This is a genomic window from Arthrobacter sp. Y3225209 (assembly GCF_059090685.1).
The window spans coordinates 76867-95880 of sequence record NZ_JBNHFW010000004.1 but is presented as its reverse complement, the minus strand read 5'-3'; the positions used below and the strand labels follow the sequence as shown (position 1 = coordinate 95880).

At 65.4% G+C, this 19014-nt stretch carries 15 protein-coding genes; 10 read left to right on the top strand and 5 right to left on the bottom strand.

The annotated features are described in order from the left end of the window. Positions 1 to 91: 91 nt before the first annotated feature. Genes AC5RVB_RS04345 through AC5RVB_RS04335 form a run of 3 tightly spaced genes read left to right on the top strand, consistent with a single transcriptional unit; the run spans position 92 to position 3638 of the window. The gene (locus tag AC5RVB_RS04345; RefSeq protein ID WP_290245092.1) at positions 92 to 964 is read left to right on the top strand and encodes a shikimate dehydrogenase; all 873 of its coding nucleotides are present in this window, start codon (positions 92 to 94) and stop codon (positions 962 to 964) included. Beyond that, entirely contained in the window at positions 964 to 2868 is a 1905-nt protein-coding gene (locus AC5RVB_RS04340) for a bifunctional sugar phosphate isomerase/epimerase/4-hydroxyphenylpyruvate dioxygenase family protein (RefSeq protein WP_494142054.1), read from the top strand. The genes AC5RVB_RS04345 and AC5RVB_RS04340 overlap by 1 nt, the downstream gene beginning before the upstream one ends. Further along, positions 2865 to 3638 (top strand): IclR family transcriptional regulator domain-containing protein, encoded by a 774-nt coding sequence (locus tag AC5RVB_RS04335; RefSeq protein WP_494142053.1) that lies wholly within the window; start codon positions 2865 to 2867, stop codon positions 3636 to 3638. The genes AC5RVB_RS04340 and AC5RVB_RS04335 overlap by 4 nt, the downstream gene beginning before the upstream one ends. Positions 3639 to 3645: 7 nt before the next feature. On the opposite strand, the gene glsA is transcribed toward AC5RVB_RS04335, so the two are convergent. Genes glsA through gad form a run of 3 tightly spaced genes read right to left on the bottom strand, consistent with a single transcriptional unit; the run spans position 3646 to position 7757 of the window. Then, a complete protein-coding gene (gene glsA, locus AC5RVB_RS04330; protein WP_494142052.1) occupies positions 3646 to 4596 on the bottom strand; it encodes a glutaminase A in 951 nt (316 codons plus the stop codon). Next, positions 4593 to 6359 (bottom strand): glutamine/gamma-aminobutyrate antiporter GadC, encoded by a 1767-nt coding sequence (gene gadC, locus AC5RVB_RS04325; RefSeq protein ID WP_494142051.1) that lies wholly within the window; start codon positions 6357 to 6359, stop codon positions 4593 to 4595. Before gadC ends, glsA begins: the two co-directional genes overlap by 4 nt. A gap of 18 nt (positions 6360 to 6377) precedes the next feature. Beyond that, entirely contained in the window at positions 6378 to 7757 is a 1380-nt protein-coding gene (gene gad / locus AC5RVB_RS04320; RefSeq protein ID WP_227901958.1) for a glutamate decarboxylase, read from the bottom strand. A 318-nt stretch (positions 7758 to 8075) separates the two neighbouring features. Here gad and AC5RVB_RS04315 point away from each other — a divergent pair, with 318 nt between their 5' ends. The 4 genes from AC5RVB_RS04315 to AC5RVB_RS04300 all read left to right on the top strand — a co-directional run bounded on the left by AC5RVB_RS04315 (position 8076) and on the right by AC5RVB_RS04300 (position 12240). Then, positions 8076 to 8486, top strand: a complete 411-nt coding sequence (locus tag AC5RVB_RS04315) for an Hsp20/alpha crystallin family protein (RefSeq protein WP_227901957.1) — start codon at positions 8076 to 8078, stop codon at positions 8484 to 8486. Positions 8487 to 8499: 13 nt separating this feature from the next. Further along, on the top strand, positions 8500 to 10503 hold the full coding sequence (locus AC5RVB_RS04310; protein WP_494142050.1) for an MFS transporter: 2004 nt from the start codon (positions 8500 to 8502) through the stop codon (positions 10501 to 10503). Positions 10504 to 10729: 226 nt separating this feature from the next. Next, complete coding sequence (locus AC5RVB_RS04305; protein WP_494142049.1) at positions 10730 to 12001, top strand: inorganic phosphate transporter; 1272 nt, start codon at positions 10730 to 10732, stop codon at positions 11999 to 12001. After that, a complete protein-coding gene (locus AC5RVB_RS04300) occupies positions 11998 to 12240 on the top strand; it encodes a hypothetical protein (protein ID WP_231709669.1) in 243 nt (80 codons plus the stop codon). The genes AC5RVB_RS04305 and AC5RVB_RS04300 overlap by 4 nt, the downstream gene beginning before the upstream one ends. 93 nt (positions 12241 to 12333) lie before the next feature. Here AC5RVB_RS04300 and AC5RVB_RS04295 read toward each other — a convergent pair whose 3' ends face one another. Beyond that, positions 12334 to 13419: an alkene reductase gene (locus tag AC5RVB_RS04295; RefSeq protein ID WP_494142084.1), complete on the bottom strand. Its 1086-nt coding sequence runs from the start codon at positions 13417 to 13419 to the stop codon at positions 12334 to 12336. A gap of 300 nt (positions 13420 to 13719) precedes the next feature. On the opposite strand from AC5RVB_RS04295, the gene AC5RVB_RS04290 reads away from it, so the two are divergent. Then, a complete protein-coding gene (locus AC5RVB_RS04290) occupies positions 13720 to 14220 on the top strand; it encodes a dihydrofolate reductase family protein (RefSeq protein WP_227927842.1) in 501 nt (166 codons plus the stop codon). On the opposite strand, the gene AC5RVB_RS04285 is transcribed toward AC5RVB_RS04290, so the two are convergent. Beyond that, the gene (locus AC5RVB_RS04285; protein WP_227901953.1) at positions 14217 to 14705 is read right to left on the bottom strand and encodes a PaaI family thioesterase; all 489 of its coding nucleotides are present in this window, start codon (positions 14703 to 14705) and stop codon (positions 14217 to 14219) included. The genes AC5RVB_RS04290 and AC5RVB_RS04285 overlap by 4 nt on opposite strands. A gap of 19 nt (positions 14706 to 14724) precedes the next feature. Between AC5RVB_RS04285 and polA the strand changes: the two genes are divergently transcribed. After that, positions 14725 to 17553: a DNA polymerase I gene (gene polA / locus AC5RVB_RS04280; protein ID WP_423723363.1), complete on the top strand. Its 2829-nt coding sequence runs from the start codon at positions 14725 to 14727 to the stop codon at positions 17551 to 17553. Positions 17554 to 17648: 95 nt separating this feature from the next. Beyond that, entirely contained in the window at positions 17649 to 18974 is a 1326-nt protein-coding gene (locus tag AC5RVB_RS04275; RefSeq protein ID WP_494142048.1) for a GNAT family N-acetyltransferase, read from the top strand. Positions 18975 to 19014 lie beyond the last annotated feature (40 nt).

Genomic DNA, 19014 nt, shown 5'->3' with positions numbered 1-19014 from the left:
CGGATACCCCGGCAACTGTGACCTGCCATCCGGGCCGTTCCGGTTCGGAATGAGCACACGGCAGCACCAAGTAGACCGGAAGGACAGTCCCATGAGTGGCACGGAGGAATCGTTCGTCGTCGGATTGATCGGAGAAGGCATTACTGCCTCCCTTACTCCTCCCATGCACGAGCGTGAAGCCGACCGGCAGGGCCTGCGCTATGTCTACCGTCCGGTGGACCTCACCCGGCTGGGGCGCCCCGGCTCGGATGTGGGTGACCTGCTGCGCTGGGGCAGGGACCTGGGCTTCAACGCCTTCAACGTCACCCACCCCTGCAAGCAGCTGGTCCTGGCCGAACTGGACGAGGTGTCTGAGGACGCCGCACGCCTCGGGGCGGTAAATACTGTCCTGATCCGGGATGGAAAGCTCATTGGCCACAACACCGACTTCTCCGGCTTTAGCGGTGCACTGGCCGCCGGCCTGCCGGACGCAGCGCTGGGGTCCGTGGTTCAGCTGGGTGTGGGCGGGGCAGGAGCCGCTGTCGCGTACGCCCTCCTGAAGGCCGGCACCGCGGAACTGACGCTGCTGGACCTGGACCCGGACCGCGCAGCCGAGCGCGCGGCGGCACTTGCACAGCTTTTCCCTGACCGGCGAGTGAACTCCGGAACGCCGGCGGACCTGCCCGCCGTGCTGCCCGGTGCCGACGGACTGGTCCATGCGACGCCGGTGGGCATGCATTCCCACCCCGGACTCGCCGTGGACCTGGACCTGCTGGACCCGTCCCAGTGGGTGGCCGACGTCGTCTACCGCCCGGTCGACACGGAACTGATCATTGGCGCCCGCGCCAAGGGCTGCCGGGTCCTGGACGGCGGACGGATGGCCGTGGGCCAGGCGGTGGACGCCTTTGAGCTGATCACCGGCATCCGGCCGGATGCCGCGCGGATGCTTGCCCACTTCCACGAGCTGATTGCCCAGGGACGCTGATGCGCACCTCCATAGCCACCGTCTGCCTTAGCGGAACGCTCGAAGAGAAAATGCGTGCCTGCTCCGACGCGGGTTTTGACGGCATCGAAATCTTCGAACCGGACCTGCTGGTCTCACCCTCCAGCCCGGAGGAAATCCGGGACCTCGCCGCCACGCTCGGCCTTACCCTTGACCTCTACCAGCCCTTCCGCGACTTCGAAGGCGTGGAGGAGGAGCAGCTGGAGGAGAACCTGCGCCGGGCACAGGCCAAGTTTGCTCTGATGAACCGGCTGGGCATCGACACCCTGCTGCTGTGCAGCAACGTGGGTACGGCCACCATCAACGACGACGCCGTGGCAGCCCGGCAGCTGCGCCGGCTCGGGGACACCGCGGCCCGGTATGGCATAAAAGTGGCCTACGAGGCCCTGGCCTGGGGACGCTACGTCAACGACTTTGAGCACGCCCAGCGCATAGTGGACCTGGCCGACCATCCCAACATAGGTACCTGCCTGGACAGCTTCCACATTCTCTCCCGCGGATGGGACCCCGCCGCGATCGAGAAGATCCCGGCCGGGAAGATCTTCTTTGTCCAGCTCGCCGATGCCCCGGAACTCTCCCTGGACGTCCTGTCCTGGAGCCGGCACTACCGGGTGTTTCCCGGCGAGGGCGCCTTCGACCTCGTTGGGTTTATGGCCCATCTGGTCCGCAGCGGCTATGACGGTCCCGTGTCACTGGAAATCTTTAACGACGTGTTCCGCCAGACCGCCGAGGAGCGGACCGCAGTGGACGCCATGCGGTCCCTGATCTGGCTGGAGGAACGCACCTCGGCATACCTCGCTGAGCACGACGGCGGTGCCTCGTACCCAATGTCGCTGGCCACGCTGCCGCGGGTGGCGGAACCCAGCGGGTTCAACTTTGCCGAGGTCAAGGCGGAAAACCCGGAAACGGTATCCGCCCTGCTCTATCAGCTGGGTTTCACCTTCGCCGGCCGGCACCGGACCAAGCCGGTGCAGCTGTGGACGCAGGGCCGTGCCCGCGTCATCATCAACGGCCAGCAGGCACGCGGCATGGAACCGGGGATTTCAGCACTGGGGCTGGATGTGAAGGACCCGCAGGCGGCGGCATCGCGGGCGCTGCAGCTGCGTGCACGTCCGGTGAACCGGCGCAGCCAGGCTGACGAGCAGGTCCTGCAGGCAGTGTTCGCCCCGGATTCCACCGAAGTCTTCCTCTGCGAAGCGACGGCCGACGGCACCGCCGCGTGGGCCGGAGAGTTCAGCCGGCCGGCGGGTACCGGCGGGCCGGAAGGGGCGCCGGACGCACCGGACGGCGACGGTTTGGCCGAGCCCCTGATCTCTGCCATCGACCACATCAACCTGTCCCAGCCGTGGCAGCACTTCGACGAAGCGGTACTGTTTTACGAATCCACGCTGTCCCTGGCACCCATTGCCTCACAGGAGGTTCCCAGCCCCATGGGCCTGGTCCGCAGCCAGGTCATGCGCAGTGTGGACGGCGGGGTACGGCTGGCGCTGAACATTGCCCCGCTCATTGTGGAATCCGGCCCGGGAAGCGGGGAGTACCCCCAGCACGTCGCCTTTGCCTCCACCGACCTGATCGCCACAGCCCGGCGGGCGGCCGAGCGCGGCCTGCGGTTCCTGCCGGTACCGGCAAACTACTATGAGGATCTTGCCGCCAGGTTCCGCCTCGACCCGGCGTTCCTGTCCGAGCTGCAGGAACTGAACCTGCTATATGACCGGGATGCGGACGGGGAGTTCCTGCACTTCTACACCGCAACCGTGGGCAACGTGTTCTTCGAGGTGGTGGAACGGCGTGGCAGCTATGACGGCTACGGCGCCCCCAACGCCCCGGTCCGGCTGGCGTCCCAATACCTGGCATCGAGGAATGATTCCCGGCGCGGAGAGGGATGACCGTGGAGGAGGGTTACTACGTTAAGTCCGTGGAGAAGGCCTTCGGGATCCTCGGCGCGTTCACGCCCGACGTTCCGGAACACACGGTCAGTACGGCCGCGGCCGCGGCGGGGACCAGCCGCGCCGCCGCCCGCCGGTTCCTGCTCACCCTGCGGGACCTGGGCTATCTGGGCTTTGACGGCACCGCCTTCCGACTGGCACCGCGGACCCTGGACGTCGCCGCCGCGTACCTGGCACACCTCTCCCTGCCGCAGGTGGCCGAACAGCACCTGAAGCAGCTCTCTGCCGAGCTGGGGGAGACGACGTCGCTGTGCATCCTGGACGGAACCGACGTCGTCTACGTTTCCCGGATCACGTCGCTGCGGCTCCTGCGGGTGGCAGTGAACGTGGGGACCCGTTTCCCGGCCTGGGCCACCTCCATGGGGCGGGTCCTGCTGGCTCAGCTGCCGGCCGAAGAGCTGGAAGCCTACTTCGCGGACGTCCGGCTGCAGCAGTACACGCGCAGCACCGTATCCTCAGTGGCGGAGTTGCGGGAGGAAGTCCGGCTTGCCGGCATCCGCGGCTGGTCAAAGGTGACGGATGAGCTGGAAGACGGACTGCGCGGTGTTGCCGTGCCGGTCCGGGGTGCGGACGGCACCGTGGTTGCAGCCGCCAACGTGTCCCTGCAGCTGCACAGTTCAGACGGCGTGGAGACAACGGTTCTTCCGCTGCTGCGGGCCGCCGCGGACCGGATCTCCAGGGATCTCGGCAGCCGCGGCGGCCCGGCCTAATCAGCAGTTACTCGCTGTATTCGCTGGCCTTGTAAATGCTCAGCCCCAGCGACTTGGCCACCTGCGCCACGGCATGCTGGGCCTTGACGCTGTTGCCGGCGGGGTCCAGGGGAGGCGCGAAGCCGGCGATGGCCAGCTTGCCGGGCATCACGGCCATGATTCCGCCGCCCACCCCGCTTTTGCCCGGCAGCCCGACCTGGTAGGCCCAGTCACCGGACGCGGTGTACAACCCCTCCATGGTCATCTCCGCCAACATGGCCGGCACATGCGCGGCCTGGACCACGCGGTCGCCGGTCAGCGGATTTACCCCGCGGTTTGCAATGGTGGCACCCATGGCTGCCAGGTCCCGGGCCGTAACCAGGGTCGAACACTGCCGGGTATACACATCGCAGGCTTCCATCGGATCGGAATACATGGTGCCGCCCGAGTACAGCAGCCAGGCAATGGCCCGGTTATGGAAGTTGGTGGACTGCTCCGATTCGTTCACCTCATCGCTAAGCCTGATTTTCCGCCCGGCGAAGGCGCTCTGGACCTGCAGGATGGCTTCCCACCGGTCCTCTGCTGTGTCGCCCGGGATCAGCGAGACGGTGGACATGGCCCCGGCGTTGACCAGGGGTGACACGGGTGCGTCGCCGTGCAGGGCGACGGAGATGACCGAGTTGAACGGTTCACCCGTTGGATCGGCGCCCACTTTCTGCTGGAAGGTTTCCAGCCCCACCTTTTCCATGGCCCAGGCCATGGAAAAGACCTTGGAAATGGATTCCAGCGCGAATTCGAAGCCGGTGTCACCCATTTCGAATAACTGGCCGTCGGCAGTCATGACGCAGACACCAAACAACGCCGGGTCCACCGATGCCAGGTACGGGATGTAGCTGGCGTTCTCGCCGCCGGTGTCATCCTTATGGTCCGCGTAGGCGGTTTTCACGGCATTCTCTATGGATGCCTGGTCCAGTTTCATACTGCTGTGCTCCCGCCTGTGCCTGTGCTGCCGCCACTACCGCGCGGCCGGGTAGAACCGGGCGCCGGAGCGGCGCCCGTAGTAGCCGCGTGCTCGCCCTCATGCCCGGACGGCTGCACGTGGGCGGGCGGATGCGCAGCCTTGGCGTGCTCTCCGTGTCCGCTGTCCTGCGAATAGTTCAGCGGTGACCCCGAAGCCTCTGCCTCCCGGGTCAGCTGCTGCGTCGAAACACTGGACTCCGTCACCGTTCCCGGATTCGAGTGCTCAATCTGCCAGGTAAACGGCACGAACGGGCTGGAGGGGTCACGCCAGTGCGGCTTGCGGAAGGCGTAAATGATGAACGGCAGGATCACCATAATGGCTGCACCGGCTACCAGAATGCCCACATAGACGGCGGGGGAACCGACGGCGATCTGGGCGGGCGGGATGAAGCTGAAGGAGAAGGCCATCAGCGCGCCCAGGAAGCCGACTCCGGCGACAATCCACATGCCCACGTCTCCGCCGGGCACCCGGTAGGGCCGGGGGCGGTTCGGCTGGCTGTAGCGCAGGTAGATGGCCGACGCGAACATCAGCATGTACATGATCAGGTACAGGATCACGGTCAGCTGGCTCAGGATCTGGTAGGCCGCCTGCACGGACGGCAGGACCACATAGATGAATCCCAGGCCGGTCACCACAAATGCCTGGAAGAAGAGGATGTGCGTGCCCATGCCGTGCTTGTTGGTGTGTTGCCAGAAGCGCGGCAGGTACCCGGCCTTGGCAACGGCCAGCATGCCGCTGGAGGGACCGGCCACCCAGGTCACCACGCCGGCCAGGACCCCCAGCAGGAGCATGGCCGCAACAATCGGTCCGGCCCAGCCGATACCGGCCCACTCGAACATGTCGTTATAGGAGGTCAGCAGGGACTGGGTCAGGTTGATATCCGCCTGCGGCACCACAAAGGCAATGGCCAGGGTGCCGAGGACGAAGATGATCACTGTGCCGGCTGCGGCAATCAGCACCGCAATCGGATAGTCGCGCGTCGGGTTCTTCACTTCCTTCACGTGGATGGCGTTCATTTCCATGCCGGCATAAAAAAGGAAAATCGACGCGGCGAGCACCACGTTGGAGAAATTGCCGAAGTCCGGCAGAAGTTCACCCCAGCCCATCTGGATCTGCGGGGTGTTTCCGGCAAAGAAATAGGAAAAACCAAGCACGATCAGGATGATGGCCGGAATGATAGTGCCGATGATTCCACCCCACTGGCTCACTCGTGAGAAGGCCTTCGCTCCGCGGAACGCGATGAAGGTAGCCAGCCAGTAGACCACCAGGACCACTGCCAGGACGAACAGTTTGTTGCCTGCCAGCTGTGAGTCCAGGTTTTGATCTGTTCCCGTATAGGCCAGCGACACCGCACCGAAGGTCAGTACCGTGGGAAACCAGATAGTGACTTCGATGAAAAGCATAAACATGGCCAGGAAGGCCCAGCGGGGCCCGAAGGCCTCACCGACCCAACGGAAAACGCCGCCCGTTTCCGGCCAGCCCGTGGCCAGTTCCGCTGCGACGATGGATACCGGGATCAGGAAGACAATCGCGGCAAATACGTAATAGAAAACGGAACTCAAACCATATTCCGCCTCCGAGGGAAGTCCGCGGAGGCTGACCACCGCCACAATGTTCATCACGGCCAGGGCACCGATGGTGATTTGCGCTTTCTGCTTCGCCGAAAGCCCCTGCTGATCGTTCGTGGATGCAGTTGAAGCGCTTGCCTTCGAATCGCTCATTCAACTCACCTCCTGGGATTAGTGGTGGAACCCGGGGTGCTCCGACTCGCGGGGCATGGGCGCACTCAGTTGTTCCAGGTACGCGGTTTCCCGGCGGATGTCCGTGAGCAGATTGTCCGCCAGGTCCATGCTCAAACCGTTGCGGACCACAATCCGTTCAACTGTCAGGTTCGCCAGGTCATCCGGCATGGGATAGGCGGGAACCAGCCACCCCTTGGTGCGCAGTCGCTCCGCCAGATCGTAGAGATTCCACTTATCGGTATGCCCCTCCTTCAGCCGCCACGCGAAGACCGGGATGTCGGAGCCGTCATTCCACAGCTCGAAGGGACCGATCTCCGCAATGTTGCTGGACAGGTAAAGCGCCACGTCCTGGGAGGCCTGCTGCACTTTGGCATAACCGTCCCTGCCCAGCCGGAGGAACAGATAGAACTGCAGCACTACCTGCGCCCCGGGCCGGGAGAAGTTCAGCGCGAAGGTGGGCATGTCCCCGCCGAGGTAGCTGACGTAGAAAATGAGGTCTTCCGGCAGCCACTGGCGTTCACGCCAGACCACCCAGCCGAGGCCGGGATAAACCAGCCCGTACTTATGTCCGGACGTGCTGATCGAGTGGACCCGTTCCAAGCGGAAGTCCCATTCCAGGTCCTGCTGGATAAACGGGGCAATCATCCCGCCGGACGCGGCGTCCACGTGGATGGCGATGTCCAGGCCGGTGGAGGACTGGATCTCGTCCAGCTTGGCGGCAATCTGCTTCACGGGTTCGTACATGCCGGTATAGGTCACACCCATAATGGCGACCACGCCGATGGTGTTCTCATCAACGTACTTTTCCAGTTCAAAACCGTCCAGGCACTTATGCTCCTCGCTGATGGGAACAAGCCGGGCTTCAATGTCGAAGTAGTTGCAGAACTTTTCCCAGCACACCTGCACAGCCGAGCTCATCACCAGGTTCGGTTTATCCACGGACTTTCCCTCGCTGCGGCGCTTGTGCTGCCACAGCCGCTTTAACGCCAGCCCGCCCAGCATGCAGGCCTCGGAGGAGCCCACCGTGGACGTGCCGATAGTGCCCTCCGGATTGGGGGAGTGCCACAGATCCGCGAGGATGCGCCAGCAGTTCTGTTCAATCTGCGCTGTCTGCGGGTATTCGTCCTTATCGATCATGTTCTTGTCGAACGTCTCGCTGTAGAGCCGGTTGGCGTAGTCGTCCATCCAGGTGCTCACGAAGGTCGCCAGGTTCAGGCGGGCGTTGCCGTCGAGCATGGTCTCGTCATGCACAATCTGGTACGCGGTCTCGGGCAGCATCTGCCCGTCATTCAGTTTGAACTTCGGGGCTGACGTTTCCTCGCCCGGACGGGCGAATATGGGATTGACGGTCACTGAATCAGGTTTTTTCTGCGCCATTTTGGAACCCTCTCGTCGACGGAATGCCTACCGGCAAGGCCGCAGTGAACGGCGGTCATATCCCCACAGGGCAGCGCGCACGAAAAACTATACGCGGGGCGAAAATCCATTACTAGGCTCCCGCTCCGCACTGCCGGCACGGCCGCCAAAGCCCTGCCAAAGCAGGTGCTGCCCGCCTGGTTTCGCCTGCCCCGCATTGAGCCCGCCGGTAGCCGGGCATAACCTTGCTGGAACCGAGATTCACCACCGTCCCCGCCGTCCGGGCTCCGCGCAGCACCGGAGTCCGCCCTGCCGGGACCATAGCAACAGGAGAATCGCATGGCCTCACTTGCACGCCGGGAACGTTTCGAGCTGCCGGAACCGGTACGGAAATTCTTCGAAGGTGACTGGGATGTACCGGCCTTCCCCGTGGAGGAATACCGGGACGGCTCCACCATGGTGGTCCGCGCCGAACTTCCCGACATTGACCCCGATACCGGACTGGACGTCACCGTAAGCGACGGTGTCCTGCAGATAAAAGGCGAGCGGCGCCAGGAGACGGAGCACAAGGACCGGCACGGATACCGCTCGGAGTTCCGCTACGGCTCCTTTTCGCGGGAGATTCCACTGCCCACAGGCAGCGACCAGGACGGGGTGAGTGCCACCTACAACGACGGCGTTCTGGAGGTCCGCATACCGGTGCCGGAGCCCGGAGCCTCGTCAACGAAGATTCCGATCTCGCGGGGCTGAACCGAAGGCAGGTATGAGCACGCCACCGGTGGCACGGCGCAAACGGGTCTACCCGGACTGGCTGGTCATTGCGACGCTGGCATGCGGCGGCATTGTCGTCTCGCTGGAAAAGACGGCAGTGGTTCCGCTTCTGCCGGAGTACCCCCGCATTTTCGGGGTAACCAGCGATGACGTGTCCTGGATGGTCACCGTAACGCTCCTCTGCGCCGCGGTGGCAACGCCCATCGTCTCGCGCCTGGCGGACATGTTCGGCAAGCGTCGAATGCTGCTGCTCGCCATGGCCATGATGGTCGCCGGCGCCTTTGCCGCATCTCTCGGCGGTACGTTCACCTGGGCCCTGATCGGCCGGGGCCTCCAGGGCTTTGCCGGAGCCGTAATCCCGGTGGGCATCAGCATCCTGCGCGACGCGCTTCCACAAAAGAAAATCGCCGGCGCGGTCTCCATGATGAGCGCGAGCTTCGGCATTGGCAGCGCTTTGGGTCTGCCGCTGTCCGGGCTGATCTATGAGCGGCTGGGCTGGGAAGCCACTTTCTGGGTGGTCGGCGTGATTGCCGCCGTCCTTATGCTGGGCGTTTTTGTTTTCGTCCCCGAGTCCGACGTGCGGACCCCCGGCCGCTTCGACTACACCGGGGCCCTGCTGCTTTCAGCCGGAATGACCGCCCTGCTGCTGGCCATCAGCAAGGGCGGCGTGTGGGGCTGGACGACCTACCCGATCATCGGCCTCTTTACCGCAACCGCCGTCTTTTTTGCCCTCTGGTTTCCGGCCGAGCTGCGCAGCGGAGCGCCTCTGGTGGACCTGCGTACCTCTGCCAGGCGGCCGGTCCTGCTCACCAACGCCGCAGCCGTACTGGTCGGGTTCTCGATGTACGCCAACATGCTGGTCACCACCCAGCAGCTGCAGCTCTCACCGGTCACAGGTTTCGGGTTCGGCCTGAGCGTGCTGGGGGCCGGACTGACCATGATTCCATCAGGGCTCGCGATGGTGGCGGCGGCCCCTGTCTCCGCCCGGCTGACCAACGCCTTTGGAGCCAGGACCACCCTGGTCTCCGGCTGCGCCGTGATGGCCGCAGGCTACGCCTCCAGAGTGCTCCTTGTTCATTCCGTCACCCAGATCATCATCGGGGCAGTGATCGTATCGGTGGGTACGGCCATGGCCATGGCCGCCATGCCGACCATCATTATGAGCAACGTGCCGCTGACGGACACCGCCGCCGCCAACGGCGTCAACACGCTGCTGCGCTCGGTCGGAACATCCACGTGCAGTGCCGCCGTAGCCACCATACTCACGTCACTGACCCTGCGCGTGGACGGTACGGTCTACCCCGGTCTGGATGCCTTCCGCACCATCTTCGTCTTCGCCGGACTGGCGGCGCTCCTGGCCACGGGGGTCTCCTGCCTGGTGCCCCGTTCACAGCGGCGCGAGGCAACCCATCCGCAGCTGCATCCCGCCCCGGGGCAGGAACAGCCGAAACCGGCGGATGAAAAGCAGGAGATCATGCTCCGCGGCAGGATGCTCTCCGACAGCGGTCCGGTGCCCGGCGGAACGGTGACCGCCCTGGATGCCGCGGGAAACCGGGTGGATTGGGCCCGTGCAGACGATGCCGGCCGGTACAGCGTGGTGCTTCCGGGCGATGGCCACTACGCAGTGGTGGCCACACAGTCTGCCTGGCAGCCGGTCACCGAGGTGCTGGCCTTCCCCGGCGTCCAGCAGGAACACGACGTCCGCTTCCGGAACCGCCGGACCCTCTCCGGCACCGTGCGGCAGGAAGGACGTGCCGTCCCGGCGGCCCTGCTGATCCTGCTGCGGCCGGGAGGAGAGGCCTCCATTTCCACCCGGTCGGATGACGGCGGGAACTATGAGCTGCCGCTGCCGGGATCCGGTGTGTACATCCTCAGTGTCATTGAGCCGGACGGGTCCACCACCCACAGCAGGCGGCTGTCCTTCCCCCTGGCCAACAGCGTCGTCGACATCGAGCTGGACGGCAGCCGCGGGAACCGGACCGGAATACAGATATGAGGGCAATGCTTCCTCCGGCCCGGAAGCCCCTCCCTGCACCACCCGGTCTCCGCCTGATCCGCGGTGCACGGTCCCGGAGGAGACCAAGCGCACATCCCCGGCTTTGGTACCCGCCCACCCAAGCGCATACGATCATTCAGGCGCGAAGCGGGCCCCGGCGGAAACAACGTGCCGAGGCAGTACCCGCAGCGCGGATTCCTTCAAACTGTCTTTAGTTAGGTATGTGGTGGACCTCACCCTTATGGTCGCGCTGGTGATCGCGCTAGCACTGTTCTTCGATTTCACCAATGGTTTCCATGACACCGCCAATGCGATGGCCACCCCCATCGCCACCGGTGCTATCAAGCCGAAAACCGCCGTAACCCTGGCCGCAGTGCTGAACCTGGTCGGCGCCTTCCTCTCCACCGAAGTAGCCAAAACCATTTCCGGCGGCCTGATCCGCGAAGGCGACGGGGGCATACAGATTACCCCCGTCATGATTTTCGCGGGCCTGATGGGAGCGGTGATCTGGAACCTGATCACGTGGCTGAAAGGACTGCCCAGCAGCTCCTCCCACGCCCTGTTCGGCGGCCTCATCGGCGCCGCCGTGGTGGGTGCCGGCTTTGGCGCCGTGGATTTCTCGGTTCTGATGTCCAAGGTGATCCTGCCAGCGCTGATCGCACCCCTGATCGCCGGTTTCGTCGCCTACCTGGCCACCAAGCTCGCCTACCGCATCACCCGGCGCCATGATCCGGATTCCGGGAGCAAACTCCCGCGCCGGCGCGGCGGCTTCCGGTACGCCCAGATTTTCTCGTCCTCCCTGGTGGCCCTGGCTCACGGCACCAACGACGCGCAGAAGACCATGGGTGTGATCACCCTCGTCCTGATTGCCGGCGGACTCCAGACGGCCGGCACCGGCCCGGAGTTCTGGGTGGTAACCGCCTGCGCCGTCGCCATTGCCGCCGGTACCTACGCAGGTGGCTGGCGCATCATCCGCACCATGGGAACCGGACTCACCGAAGTGAAGCCGGCACAGGGATTCGCCGCTGAAACAAGCACCGCGGCCGCCATCCTGGCCTCCTCCCACCTGGGCTTCGCGCTGTCCACCACGCAGGTAGCCTCCGGCTCGGTCATCGGGTCCGGCCTGGGCCGCAAGGGTGCCGAGGTGCGCTGGCGTACCGCCGGCCGGGTCGGCAGCGGCTGGCTGCTCACCCTCCCGGCTGCCGCCGCCATGGGCGCCGTTACCGCAATGATCGCCCAGCTGGGCATGGTCGGCGTGGTGGTGGACGCCGTCGTCGGCACTGCCGTCATCCTCGGTATTTTCCTCTGGTCCCGCCGCAACCGAGTTGGTCACGACAACGCCGTCACCAACATTGAGAGTGCCGGTGAGGTGGTCAGGATCAAGAAGAGCAGGGGCAAGTCCCGCGGGAAGAACCAGGGCGCCAAGAGCGGCCAGGGCAATACCGGAAGCAAGGGCGGCGGCAAGGCTGCCGGCAAGCTCAAGGAAGGTTCCAAATGAACATCCACTGGCTGGATTACCTCACGGTTTTCGGGGTCACCCTCCTCGCCGCGCTGACGGTTGTGGGTATCTACTCCTTCGGGGTCCGTCTCTACGCGGTCTCCCTCGATGAGGACACCGGCACCCCCGCAAGAACCCGTCCTGCCCTGGCCAAAGCCGGCGCTTTTGCCTGCTTTGCCCTCAGCGGCGCAGCAGTTCTGTACGGCATCTACCTGATCGTTCCGGCGCTGCACGGCTAACTGCGCGGCTTACGCTGCACAGAACAGGCAAAAAGGCCTGCAGGATCGTGATGATCCTGCAGGCCTTTTCCGTTGTCCGGGGGAGGAGCGCCGTCAGTTCCGAACGGCGCTTTCCGCGGCGTGCTCCGGAACGTAGAACGGGTAATCCGTGTAGCCCTCGGCGCCGAAGGAGTAGAACGTGGTGGCGTCCGGAGTGTTCAGCGGCAGGTCTTCCTCCCAGCGCCGGGCGAGGTCCGGGTTGGCGATGGCAGGGCGTCCCACAACGACGGCGTCCGCCAGGCCGTCGGCCAGCATCGCCACGGCCTCGTCCCGGGTAGTGATGACGCCGAAGCCGGAGTTCAGGAATACCGGCCCGCCGAAACGGCTGCGCAGGGTCTGCACCAGCTCACCGGCGGGGTCCCGGTGCAGGAGGCTGAGGTAGGCAAGGCCCAGCGGGGCAATGGCATCCACCAGTGCGCCGTGGGTGGCCAGCACATCGGCCGGGTCCGTCTCGAGCGCGCCCTGGACGTTGTGTTCGGGGGAAAGCCGCAGGCCAACCCTGTCGGCACCGATCTCCGCAGCGACGGCGCGCACGGTTTCGATGACAAAGCGCGCGCGGTTTTCCGGGCTGCCACCGTAGCCGTCCGTCCGCAGGTTGGCTGTGGGGGAGAGGAACTCGTGCAGCAGGTAGCCGTTGGCACCGTGCAGCTCCACGCCGTCGAACCCGGCATCCACCGCGTCCCGTGAGGCACGGACGAAGTCATCGATGACCCTGGCCAGTTCTTCGGTTTCCAATGCGCGCGGCACGGGATACTGCTGCTTGCCGTCATAGGTGTGGGAAAGCCCGTCCACTGCGATGGCGCTCGGCGCCACCAGTTCCAGTCCGCCCGTGGTGTTGGTGTGGGTCACCCGGCCTGCATGCATCACCTGTGCCACAATGCTGCCGCCGGCTTCGTGTACGGCGTCGGTAACCTTCCGCCATCCGTCCAGCTGCTCAGCATCAACCAGGCCGGGCTGGCCCGGGAACCCCTGCCCTTCGCGGGAGGGGTAGGTCCCTTCACTGACAATCAGCCCCAGGGACGCACGCTGACGGTAGTGCTCCACCATCAGGGGGCCTGGGATACCTTCCCGTCCGGCACGCTGACGCGTCAGCGGTGCCATTACCAGGCGGTTGGACAGCTTCAGGCTGCCCGCGGTCATGGGGGAAAACAAATTCACTAAGTAACTCTTCCTGTAGATCGCCGCCGTCCGCGCCCCCGTGGGACGCCGGCAGCGGCAGGTTCACTCCATAGGCGGACAACCCCGAGCCCCGCGGGTCTATTCCTCTCGGGCTCCGCCCGACGCCCGCCGCCCGCCGCCCGGGACCCGGGGGCATCCGGCCGCGCACCTGCTTCCGGGCAGCTGTCTATCGCCGCCGTTTCTCGGGAACACGGTTTCGCGGCAACACCGTTTCCAGGGAACACCGTTTCCCGCGGAACCCGCGCTGGCTAGCATGGGCCCATGAGCCGGGCCGTGTATTACGCGTCAGCTTCGCTGGACGGATTTGATGCCGCCGGACTGGAGCCCTTAGGCAGCGAGGTGCCCGCTCCGGCAGGCGCCGTCGTTATGGGGGCAGGCACCTACGCGCGGCTCCGCAGGCAGGTGGAAGAGGAGGGAACGGGAGCCTGGGACTGTCCGCCGGCCCCTGTCTGGGTCTACACGCACCATGAGTTTCCCGGCGTTGAAGGGGCGGACATCATGTTTGTCCGGGGACCGGTGGCGGAGTTTGCAGCCGACATCGCGGCATCAGCCGACGGCGGGGACATCTGGCTGCGCGGAGCGGATCTGGCGGGGCAGTACCTCCGGCACGGACTGCTGGATGAGCTGCGCCTGACACTTCATCCGGTAGTGCTGGGCGCGGGACAACCGGTCCTGCCGTCGGCAGCCGGCCGGTCCGCACGGCTGCTGGCTGCGCGGCCGTCCGCCGACGGCAGTGTCCTGCTTAGCTACGGGTTCGGCTAGCGGGTTTCGCGGATCATGTTGGTGATCCGTGCGGTGGAGAGCCGGCGGCCCTGTTCATCGGTCATGACCACTTCGTGGGTGGTAAGGGTATTGCCAAGGTGCACGGCGGTGGCGGTTCCGGTCACCAGACCTGAGGAAACCGACCGGTGATGCGTGGCACCAATCTCAATGCCCACGGCGTGCCTGCCCGGTCCGGCGTGCATGCCGGCGCCGAAGGAACCGAGGGTTTCCGCCAGGACCAGGTGGGCGCCCCCGTGCAGGATTCCGGCCACCTGCTCGTTGCCCTCCACCGGCATGGTGGCCACAAGCCGGTCCGGTGACATCTCCAGGAAGCGGATGCCCAGTTTCACCACCAGGCGGCCGGGGCCGTGCGAGGAGAGCCACTCATGCATTTCCTCCGGAATGCCGGCCTCGATCAGGTCGCGCTTGTACGGGTTCGTGTCCGCCTCGGAGCCGGCCTGGCCCGGCGTGAAAATCTCGCTCATGGCAACTAGGCTTGCATTTGTGAGTGAATCTACCAAACTGGCCGCAAAACCCCTTGAAGACAGCAACAGCGCAAGCCTCGAAACTCCCGGCGGGAGCGGCACCGGAACCGGCACGGTGAGCGCCGACGGAACTGCCGCCGCTGCTCCGGCTTCCCTGGGCAGCGTCAACGCCGGCGGCCATAACCGGCTCCTGGTTATTGACGGCCATTCCATGGCCTTCCGGGCTTTCTACGCCCTGCCGGCAGAGAATTTCTCTACGGACACCGGCCAGCACACCAACGCCGTCTATGGATTCACCTCCATGCTGATCAACCTGATCAAGGAAGAGAAGCCCACGCACGTGGCGGTGGCCTTCGACCTGGATACCCCCACGTTCCGTTCCGAGGAGTACACCGAGTACAAAGGCGGACGGAACAAGACGCCCGAGGAGTTCCACGGGCAGGTGGACCTGATCATCAAGGTCATGGAAGCCATGCGCATCCCCACCCTGTCCATGGACGGCTATGAAGCCGATGACATTCTTGCCACCCTGGCCGCCAAGGCCTCGGACCGCAACTGGGATGTCATGGTGGTCTCCGGTGACCGCGATGCGTTCCAGCTGGTGGATGACCACGTTACGGTTTTCTACCCCAAGAAGGGCGTCTCGGACCTGCCCCGGATGGACGCCGCCGCAGTCGAGGCGAAATACCTGGTTCCGCCGGACAAATACTCCGACTTGGCCGCGCTCGTAGGCGAGAGCGCCGACAACCTTCCCGGAGTTCCGGGCGTAGGGCCCAAGACGGCTGCAAAGTGGATCAAGCTCTACGGCGGGCTCGAAGGCATCCTGGAGAACCTGGACGCCATCAAGGGCAAAGTGGGGGATTCGCTGCGCGCCAATATTGAGGACGTCAAGCGTAACCGCAGGCTCAACCGGCTGCTGCGGGACCTTGACCTCCCGGTGGACCTGGACGCCATGGCCGCCCAGCGTCCGGACCGGGAAGCCATCGAGGAACTCTTCGATGCCCTGCAGTTCAACGCGCTGCGCAAGCGGCTCTTTGACGTCTACGGCGAGGAAGAAGGAGCCGCCGGCCCCGAACACGCCGAAGTCGCTGCCCCGGCCCACAGCATCATCACCGATGCCGCCGCGCTGGAGGCCTGGCTGCGTGCCACCAACCAGGCCCGGACCGCCGTCCAGCTGGTGACTGAAGGAACCGCCGCGTCCCGCGACGTCGTTGGCATCGCCCTGGTAACGGACGCCTCCGCCGCCTATGTGCCGCTGACCGAGCTCGACGCCGACGCGGAGCAGGTGCTCGCTGCCTGGCTCGCTGATCTGGACGCTCCGAAGGTGGTGCACGATTTCAAGGAAGCCTACAAGGCGCTGTCCGCCCGCGGCCTGCACCTGGCCGGCGAGGTGGATGACACTGCCATCTCCGGGTACCTCATCCAGCCGGACCGCCGCAGTTATGACCTCGCGGACCTGGCCCAGTACCACCTGCGCATGAACATTGTGCCGGCGGCGGCAGGCAGCAACCAGCTCGAGCTGTCCCTGGGTGACGAGGACGCCGCCACCCCCGCTGTGTCCAAGGCCTTTGCCGCCCTGCGCCTGAGCGAGCATTTTGCCGGTCAGCTGGTGGAGCGCGGCGCGAACCAGCTGCTGGGCGGGCTGGAGCTGCCGCTCTCGGAAGTCCTGGCCGAAATGGAACTTGCGGGCATCGCGGTCTCCGGAGAGAAGCTGGACCGGCTGCTCGATGACTTCAGCGCCACCATCACCCACGCCAGCGAGGAAGCCTTCCGGATCATCGGCAAGGAAATCAACCTCGGCTCCCCGAAGCAGCTGCAGGCCGTCCTCTTCGACGAACTCGGCCTGCCGAAGACAAAGAAAATCAAGACCGGCTACTCCACGGACGCCGATGCGCTGACAGACCTCATTGTGAAGACCGGGCATCCGTTCCTGGAGCAGCTGCTGGCCTTCCGCGACGCCTCCAAGCTGCGCTCCACCGTCGAAGGGCTGCGGAAGTCCGTAGCCGACGACGGCCGCATCCACACCACATACGCACAGACAGTGGCAGCCACCGGCCGGTTGTCCTCGGTCAACCCGAACCTGCAGAACATCCCCATCCGCTCCGAGGAAGGCCGCCGCATCCGTGAGGTGTTCGTGGTGGGCGAAGGGTACGAGGAACTTCTGACGGCCGACTACTCGCAGATTGAAATGCGCATCATGGCGCACCTCTCCGGCGACGAAGGGCTGATCTCGGCCTTCCGTGCCGGTGAGGACCTGCACCGCTTCGTCGGTTCGCATGTGTTCAACGTGGCGCCCGAAGAAGTCACCAGTGCCATGCGCTCCAAGGTCAAGGCCATGTCCTACGGCCTGGTCTACGGCCTGAGCTCCTTCGGCCTCTCGAAGCAGCTGGCCATCCCGGTGGACGAGGCCCGCACCCTGATCCGTGACTACTTCGAACGTTTCGGTGCCGTGCGTGACTACCTGCGCGGCGTCGTCGAGCAGGCCCGGAAGGACGGCTTCACCTCCACCATCGAGGGCCGCCGCCGGTACCTGCCGGATCTTTCCAGCGACAACCGCCAGCTGCGCGAAATGGCCGAGCGGGCCGCTCTGAATGCCCCCATCCAGGGCTCGGCAGCGGACATCATCAAGAAGGCCATGCTCGGCGTGGACACCGAAATCAAGGCGCAGGGCCTGAAGTCCCGGATGCTGCTGCAGGTCCATGACGAACTGGTGCTCGAAGTCGCTCCCGGCGAGCGGGATGCGGTTGAGAAGCTGGTCCGGGCGCAGATGGGCGCCGCCGCTGACCTCTCGGTGCCGCTGGACGTCTCCGTGGGCCAGGGCATCAGCTGGCACGAAGCAGGGCACTGACCCGCCTTTCCCGGTACGCTCCGGCATCCGGCCGCCTGCAACGGGCGGCCGGATGTTCTAGGCTGCAGGAAACAATGCGAGCTACGGGGGCAGGAATGACCGAGTCAGATAGCCGGAGTGCCGATGGACTGCGGTTCGTCTCCTTTCCCGCCGGATACGACGCCGCAAATCCCGAGTCCGCCGACACACGGACGCTGAACTGGGTTGACGCGGTGAACCTGGGGTTCCATGAGGAGCGCCAGACGCCGTCGGACGTGGCGGCCATGGTGGATGCCTACCAGCGGGACCGCCGGATCCTGACCGGCGTCTATGACGACGCCGCGCCTGAATATGCCTGGGACCCGGCGGTGCCGGTGGCTACCTACGCCACTATGGTGAACCGACTGAATGTGGGTGGAGCCGACCTGCTCGCAGCCCATCTGATCACCATGGTGACCGTCCGGCCCACCCACCGGCGGCGGGGCATCCTGCGCCGGCTCATCACCGGCGACCTTGCCCGTGCGAAGGAGTCCGGCCTGGCGCTGGCCGCGCTAACCGCCTCCGAAGCCACCATTTACGGACGGTTCGGTTTCGGCGCCGCCAGCTCCACCGCCACCGTCCAGCTGGATACCCGCGGGGGACTGGAGGTCAGCGCGCCGCCGGAAGGCAGCATTGCAGTGGCTGACGGCGGAAAGCTGCAGGCCCTCGCCCCGGAAATCTTCCGGGCGCACCTGGAACGGACCTTCGGTGCCCTGGGCAGGCAGCACAGCTACGCCTTGCGTGCCTCCGGAGCATGGAGTGACGGGACCACACAACCGGACAAGGCGCTGCGGGGCGTGATCAGGTACACCGCGGACGGCGTCCCGGACGGTTATGCCGCCTTTAAGTCGCTGGGATGGCGGAACGAACCCCACACCATGAAGGTCACTGACCTGGTGGCCGCCAGCGATGAGGCCTACCGCGAGCTCTGGCGATATCTCGGGGCCATTGACCTGGTGGACCGGCTGACCTTTGGTGCTGCCCCTGTCGCGGATCCGCTGCCGTGGATGCTCGCGGACCGGCGGCGTTACAAGGTCACCGAGGTGGAGGACGTGCTCTGGCTGCGGATCCTGGATACCAGGGCCGCGCTGGAAGCCCGCGGGTACTTCGGGGACGGTACGGTGTCCCTGGATGTCAGCGACCCCCTGGGCTTCGCCGCCGGCACCTGGCTTCTTGAGGTCAGGGGCGGTGCCGGGACGGTCCGGGCGATCGCTCCCGGAACGGCAGCGCAGGCACCGCAGGCCACCGTGGACATCTCCGCGCTCGGCTCCCTGTATCTTGGTGATGTCACCGCCCGCACCCTTGCCGCAGCAGGCGGGGTGCGCGGTACACCGGAGGCCCTGGCCGTACTGGACGGGATGTTCAGCGCCGGCCCGGCACCGTACTGCAGTACCCATTTCTGACCACCTGAGTGCCCGCGTGATTTTTTCGGGCTCCGGATGA

Coding starts and splice junctions, on each gene's coding strand:
- AC5RVB_RS04345 (WP_290245092.1), top strand. CDS start 92: ATGAGTGGCACGGAGGAATCGTTCGTCGTCGGATTGATCGGAGAAGGC.
- AC5RVB_RS04340 (WP_494142054.1), top strand. CDS start 964: ATGCGCACCTCCATAGCCACCGTCTGCCTTAGCGGAACGCTCGAAGAG.
- AC5RVB_RS04335 (WP_494142053.1), top strand. CDS start 2,865: ATGACCGTGGAGGAGGGTTACTACGTTAAGTCCGTGGAGAAGGCCTTC.
- glsA (WP_494142052.1), bottom strand. CDS start 4,596: ATGAAACTGGACCAGGCATCCATAGAGAATGCCGTGAAAACCGCCTAC.
- gadC (WP_494142051.1), bottom strand. CDS start 6,359: ATGAGCGATTCGAAGGCAAGCGCTTCAACTGCATCCACGAACGATCAG.
- gad (WP_227901958.1), bottom strand. CDS start 7,757: ATGGCGCAGAAAAAACCTGATTCAGTGACCGTCAATCCCATATTCGCC.
- AC5RVB_RS04315 (WP_227901957.1), top strand. CDS start 8,076: ATGGCCTCACTTGCACGCCGGGAACGTTTCGAGCTGCCGGAACCGGTA.
- AC5RVB_RS04310 (WP_494142050.1), top strand. CDS start 8,500: ATGAGCACGCCACCGGTGGCACGGCGCAAACGGGTCTACCCGGACTGG.
- AC5RVB_RS04300 (WP_231709669.1), top strand. CDS start 11,998: ATGAACATCCACTGGCTGGATTACCTCACGGTTTTCGGGGTCACCCTC.
- AC5RVB_RS04295 (WP_494142084.1), bottom strand. CDS start 13,419: ATGACCGCGGGCAGCCTGAAGCTGTCCAACCGCCTGGTAATGGCACCG.
- AC5RVB_RS04290 (WP_227927842.1), top strand. CDS start 13,720: ATGAGCCGGGCCGTGTATTACGCGTCAGCTTCGCTGGACGGATTTGAT.
- AC5RVB_RS04285 (WP_227901953.1), bottom strand. CDS start 14,705: ATGAGCGAGATTTTCACGCCGGGCCAGGCCGGCTCCGAGGCGGACACG.
- AC5RVB_RS04275 (WP_494142048.1), top strand. CDS start 17,649: ATGACCGAGTCAGATAGCCGGAGTGCCGATGGACTGCGGTTCGTCTCC.